General features: G+C 65.7%; 4 protein-coding genes and 1 tRNA gene. 2 read left to right on the top strand and 3 right to left on the bottom strand.

The window, feature by feature from the left end; translation table 11 throughout:
* Nucleotides 1-41 precede the first annotated feature (41 nt).
* Both IRZ12_RS15495 and IRZ12_RS15490 read left to right on the top strand, forming a co-directional pair.
* Nucleotides 42-500 carry an Lrp/AsnC family transcriptional regulator gene (locus IRZ12_RS15495; RefSeq protein ID WP_296470274.1) on the top strand — a complete coding sequence of 153 codons (459 nt, stop codon included), beginning with the start codon at nt 42-44 and terminating at the stop codon, nt 498-500.
* 45 nt (nt 501-545) lie between these two features.
* Nucleotides 546-2,843, top strand: a complete 2,298-nt coding sequence (locus IRZ12_RS15490; RefSeq protein ID WP_296470271.1) for a molybdopterin guanine dinucleotide-containing S/N-oxide reductase — start codon at nt 546-548, stop codon at nt 2,841-2,843.
* A gap of 44 nt (nt 2,844-2,887) precedes the next feature.
* Here IRZ12_RS15490 and IRZ12_RS15485 read toward each other — a convergent pair whose 3' ends face one another.
* From IRZ12_RS15485 to IRZ12_RS15475, 3 genes are all read right to left on the bottom strand, one after another.
* Nucleotides 2,888-4,300 carry an amino acid permease gene (locus IRZ12_RS15485; RefSeq protein WP_296470268.1) on the bottom strand — a complete coding sequence of 471 codons (1,413 nt, stop codon included), beginning with the start codon at nt 4,298-4,300 and terminating at the stop codon, nt 2,888-2,890.
* Between the two features lie 63 nt (nt 4,301-4,363).
* Nucleotides 4,364-4,438: transfer RNA gene (locus tag IRZ12_RS15480), tRNA-Arg, on the bottom strand.
* A gap of 138 nt (nt 4,439-4,576) precedes the next feature.
* The coding region (locus IRZ12_RS15475) for a LysR substrate-binding domain-containing protein (protein ID WP_296470265.1) at nt 4,577-5,030 on the bottom strand (454 nt) is incomplete at its 5' end.

Here is a 5,030-nt window from a genome sequence, read left to right as displayed (position 1 = left end):
ATTATTTCTCTACCAGGATCTAGAATGGTTGTGAATTTCCAATGGACAAAAAAGATAGAAATATCCTTTCTATCCTGCAGGAGGATGCGACCCTCTCGGTGAATGAGATCGCCGAACGGGTCAGCCTGTCGCCCACCGCATGTTGGAAGCGCATTCAGCGCATGACGCAGGAGGGGGTGATACGCAAGCAAGTGTGCCTGCTCGATAGTCGCAAGCTGGGCGTGGGCGTCACCGTGTTCGTGGCGATCAAGACCAACCACCACGATCTCCAGTGGCTGCAGAAGTTCGCGGCCGGCGTCCGGGACATGCCCGAAGTGGTGGAGTTCTACCGGATGAGCGGGGAGATCGATTATTTGCTCAAGGTGGTGGTGCCCGACATCCAAGGCTTCGATATGGTGTACAAAAAGCTGATACAGATCGTGGAGCTGTTCGACGTGAGTTCGAGTTTCGCGATGGAAGAGCTGAAGTACACGACTGCCTTGCCGCTGGACTACGTCTGAGCTCCGCTTTTATTCCGGTGTCCTCATCCGTTCGTGAGTTGTGCCATGCCTGAGACCCAACGTTTTCCCTCCCTGTCGCACTGGGGCGCCTTTACGGCCGTCGTGGAGGGGGGGCGTCTGCGCGCCTGCGAACCATTCCCCCATGATCCCGCGCCGTCGCCCATCCTGCGGTCCATGCCGGGCATGATCCATTCGCCGCTGCGCATCGCCCGGCCTGCCGTGCGGCAAGGCTGGCTGCGCGACCGTGCCCGGTCCGACGGCTCGGCCCGCGGCTCGGAACCCTTCGTCGAAGTGGACTGGGACGTCGCGCTCAAGCTCGTGTCCGAGGAGCTCGCGCGCGTGCGGAGCCAACACGGCGACGCCGCCATTTTCGGCGGCTCTTACGGGTGGTCCTCTGCGGGCCGCCTGCATCATGCGCGCACCCTGACGCACCGTTTCCTGAACGCCGGCGGGGGCTGCGTGATGCAGGCGGGCAATTACAGCTGGGGCGCCGCGCAGTTCCTCCTGCCGCACGTGATAGGAACCTATGCGCCCGTGACCGGCCGCGTCACCGACTGGAAGAGTGTAGAAGCGCATACGCGGCTGTTCATCGCCTTTGGCGGGCTGCCCTTGCGCAATACCCAGATCACGTCGGGCGGCGCGGGCGAGCATTCGACGCCGCGCTGGCTCGAGCGCGCGCGCCGCGCCGGCATCGAATTCGTCGTCATCAGCCCGACGCAGGCGGACGTACCGGACGGCTTGCCGGCGCGCTGGATTCCGATCAGGCCGAATACCGACACCGCGATGATGCTGGCGATGGTGCATACGCTGCTGACCGAGCAGCGCCATGACGCCGGCTTCGTCCGCACCCACTGCACGGGCTTCGACCGTTTCGCGGACTATGTGCTTGGCAAGGCCGACGGCACGGCCAAGAGCGCCGAGTGGGCTGCCGGCATATGCGGCGTGCCGGCGGACGTCATGCGCGAGCTCGCCCGCCGGGCGGCTTCCGTTCGCACGCTGATCACCTGCACCTGGTCCTTGCAGCGCGCCCATCGTGGGGAACAGCCCTATTGGGCCGTCATCGCGCTGGCCGCGGCGCTGGGGCAGGTCGGCCTGCCCGGCGGCGGCTTCGCATTCGGCCACGGTTCCATGAACGGGGTGGGCAATCCCAGGCCCGGCGTCGCCGCACCTGAAATGAGCGCCGGTCGCAACCCCACCGGCCGCTCCATCCCCGTGGCGCGCATCGCCGACATGTTGCTGCATCCGGGCGAGCCGTTCGAATTCAACGGGAAGCGAGACACCTATCCCGACATCCGGCTGGTGTATTGGGCAGGCGGCAACCCCTTTCATCACCACCAGGACCTGAACCGGCTCATGCGGGCATGGAGCCGGCCCGAGACCATCATCGTCCATGAGAGCTGGTGGACGCCGACCGCCCGGCGCGCCGACATCGTGTTGCCCGCCACGACCACGCTCGAGCGCAACGATATCGGCGGGTCCTCGCGCGACCGTTTCGTGCTGGCCATGCACCAGGCCCTGCCGCCCCATGCGCACAGCCGGAACGATTTTGACATCTACCGCGAGCTCGCCGCCATGGCGGGCTATGAAGCGGCTTTTACCGAGGGGCGCGACGAGTCCCAGTGGCTGCGCCACATCTATGGCGAGCTCGCCGCGAACTGGCGCGAGGCGGGTTTCGATGCTCCTGACTTCGAGGCGTTCTGGCAGGCTGGTTTCCTGGAACTGCCGGAGCCCTCGCGCGAATTCGTCCTGTTCGAGGATTTCCGCCGGGATCCGCAAGCCCACCCGCTCCAGACGCCGTCCGGCAAGATCGAAATCTATTCCGAACGCATCGCTGCCTTCGGCTACGACGACTGCCCGCCGCACCCGGCCTGGGTCGAGCCGGTGGAATGGCTGGGCGCCGCAGCGTCGGCGCGTTACCCGCTGCACCTGGTGACCTCCCAGCCCGGGGACAAGCTCCATTCGCAGTTGGACGCCGGCGAGGTCTCGGTCTCGGCCAAGATCCACGGCCGCGAACGCGTGCACATGTCGGAGCAGGACGCCGTCAGCCGGGGCATTGCGAACGGCGACCTGGTCCGGGTGTTCAACGACCGGGGAGCGTGCATCGCTGCGGCCGTGGTCAGCGCGGGCGTGATGCCCGGCGTGGCCATCATGTCCACGGGCGCGTGGTTCGACCCTGATGGCGCGGCGCTGGATCGACACGGCAACCCCAACGTGCTGACCGTGGACGTGGGCACGTCGCGCCTGACCCAGGCGCCCAGCGCGTTGTCGGCGTTGGTGGACATACGAAAATGGGAAGGCGAGGTTCCGCCGGTCCGGGCGTTCGAGGTGCCCCAGCTGGTGTGAGGGTGGCGCGGGCCCCTACCTGGCGGGGCCTGCCTTCCGGGGCCTCAGCCCTCGGTGCTGCCGGCGGGTTGCGCCAGCACGGCGTGCCGGCGCGAGTAGAGGAAGTACACCGCCAGGCCCACGAGCACCCACAGGCTGAACGCGACCCACGTGAAGCGGTTGAGGTGGGCGATGAGGAATACGCAGCAGGCTACCGCCGCGAGCGGCACGAAGGGCACGCCGGGGCAGCGGAATCCCCGTGGCAAGTCGGGCTGGGTCTTGCGCAGCACGATGACCGCCAAGGAGATGAGTGAGAAGGCGGTCAGCGTGCCGATGTTGATCAGTTCCGCCAGTACGGCGAGCGGCACGAGGCCCGCGATCAGGGCGAACACGAGCCCCACCGACCAAGTGAGGCTGAACGGCGTCGCAAAGCGGGGATGCAGGACGGACAGCCTGCGGGGCAGCAGACCGTCGCGCGCCATGGCATAGAGAATGCGGGTCAAGCCATAGCTCATGACCAGGATGACGGTCGTCATGCCAAGGATCGCGCCTATGTCGACTACGCCCGCCAGCCCCATCTGGCCGGTGCGCTGCAATGCCAGCGAAACGGGGTGATCGGGGTCGGCGGCGAAATCCCGGTAGGGGACGATGCCGGTCATGACGAGCGTCACCAGTACGTACAGCACAGCGCATATCAACAGCGAGCCGAGGATGCCCAGGGGCAACGAACGCTGTGGATTCCGGACTTCCTCGGCCGAGGAAGCGACCGCGTCGAAGCCGATGAAGGCGTAGAACATCAGGGCCGCGCCCGCGAAGACACCGCTCATGCCATAGGGCATGTAGGGTGTCCAGTTCTCGGTCCGTACGTGCATTGCACCGGCGGCGATGAACAGCACGATCACCGCGATCTTGATCAAGACCATGATGTTGTTGACGCGCTTGGATTCGCGTATGCCGACGGAGAGCAGCGCGGTGACCGCGAAGAGCACGAGGAATGCCGGCAAGTTGAAGAGGGTGTCGCGGCCGGGGATCGCGCCGGGGGCGGCGCGCAAGGCCTCCGGCAGGTGCATGCCCAGGCTGGCGATGAGTGACTGGAGGTACCCCGACCATCCGGCCGCGACGGCCGAGGCGGCCAGGCCGAATTCCAATATCAGTATCCACCCGATTAGCCAGGCGGGCAGTTCGCCCAACGTCGCATAGACGTACGTATAGACCGAGCCGGAGACCGGTAGCGACGAAGAAAACTCGGCATACGAGAGGGCCGAGAAGAAACACGCCACGGCAGCAAGCACGAAGGAGAGGGAGAGGGCAGGGCCGGCAATGAGGCTGCCTGCGCCCGTAAGTATGAAGATGCCGGACCCCACGACTGCGCCCACGCCCAGCATGATGAGATCGAAGGTGGATAAGGATTTGCGCAGGCCCGCCTGGCGGCGCTGCTCCATCATGCTGTCTATGGTCTTGACGCGGAACAGGTCCATGATTACTCCGCTCGAAACGGCGCTGGGCGATGCGGCGCACATCCGGGCGTGACAGCATGCGCATGGCCTCGCCAGCAGGAATCGAACCTGCATCTGAGCCTTAGGAGGGCCCCGTTCTATCCATTGAACTATGGCGAGCGACACAACCGGCAACCGCCGCGACCCGCATGAATGCTGGGTTTCCCGTCGATGCACCGGAAAACCGGACCATCGGGCTTGACGGCCTCGGCCCGAGCGGGAGTGTAGCATTCATTGGCTGGGTTGAACCGGCTGTCGTCAGTGCGTCGGAGGGGCCGCGCGTAGCAGTGCCTCGTCGATCGAGGCCGGCGTGAGGCCGGGCGCGAGCTTGCCGATGAATTCGTACAAGTGGCGGGGCCAGTAGGCACCGCGCCGGACCAGCACGTACACGGTGCTGGTCGGGAATAGATGATCGACCGGACGGGCGTCCAGGCTTCGATCGCGGTGGCGGGAGTAGGCAATGTGGGGAATCACGGCGAGGCCGAGGCCGGCGGCGGCATAGCTCTTCATGATTTCGACATCCGTGCCGCGCATGGCGATTTGCGGGGCCAGCCCTGCGGATTCGAAAGCCTCGTTGACGCGGCGGCCGATGAGGTGCTGTTCGCTATAGGTGATGAGCGGATGCCGGGCGATGGCTTGCAGCGTCAACGGCCGCGTACCGAAGACGGGATGCCCGCGTTCCCCGACCAGCACGTGTTTGAGTTCATAGCAC

Source organism: Pigmentiphaga sp. (genome assembly GCF_019689535.1).
Taxonomy (GTDB): Bacteria; Pseudomonadota; Gammaproteobacteria; order Burkholderiales; family Burkholderiaceae_B; genus Pigmentiphaga.
The sequence above is the reverse complement of the archived record's forward strand: the minus strand, read 5'-3'. Positions and strand labels throughout refer to the sequence as shown.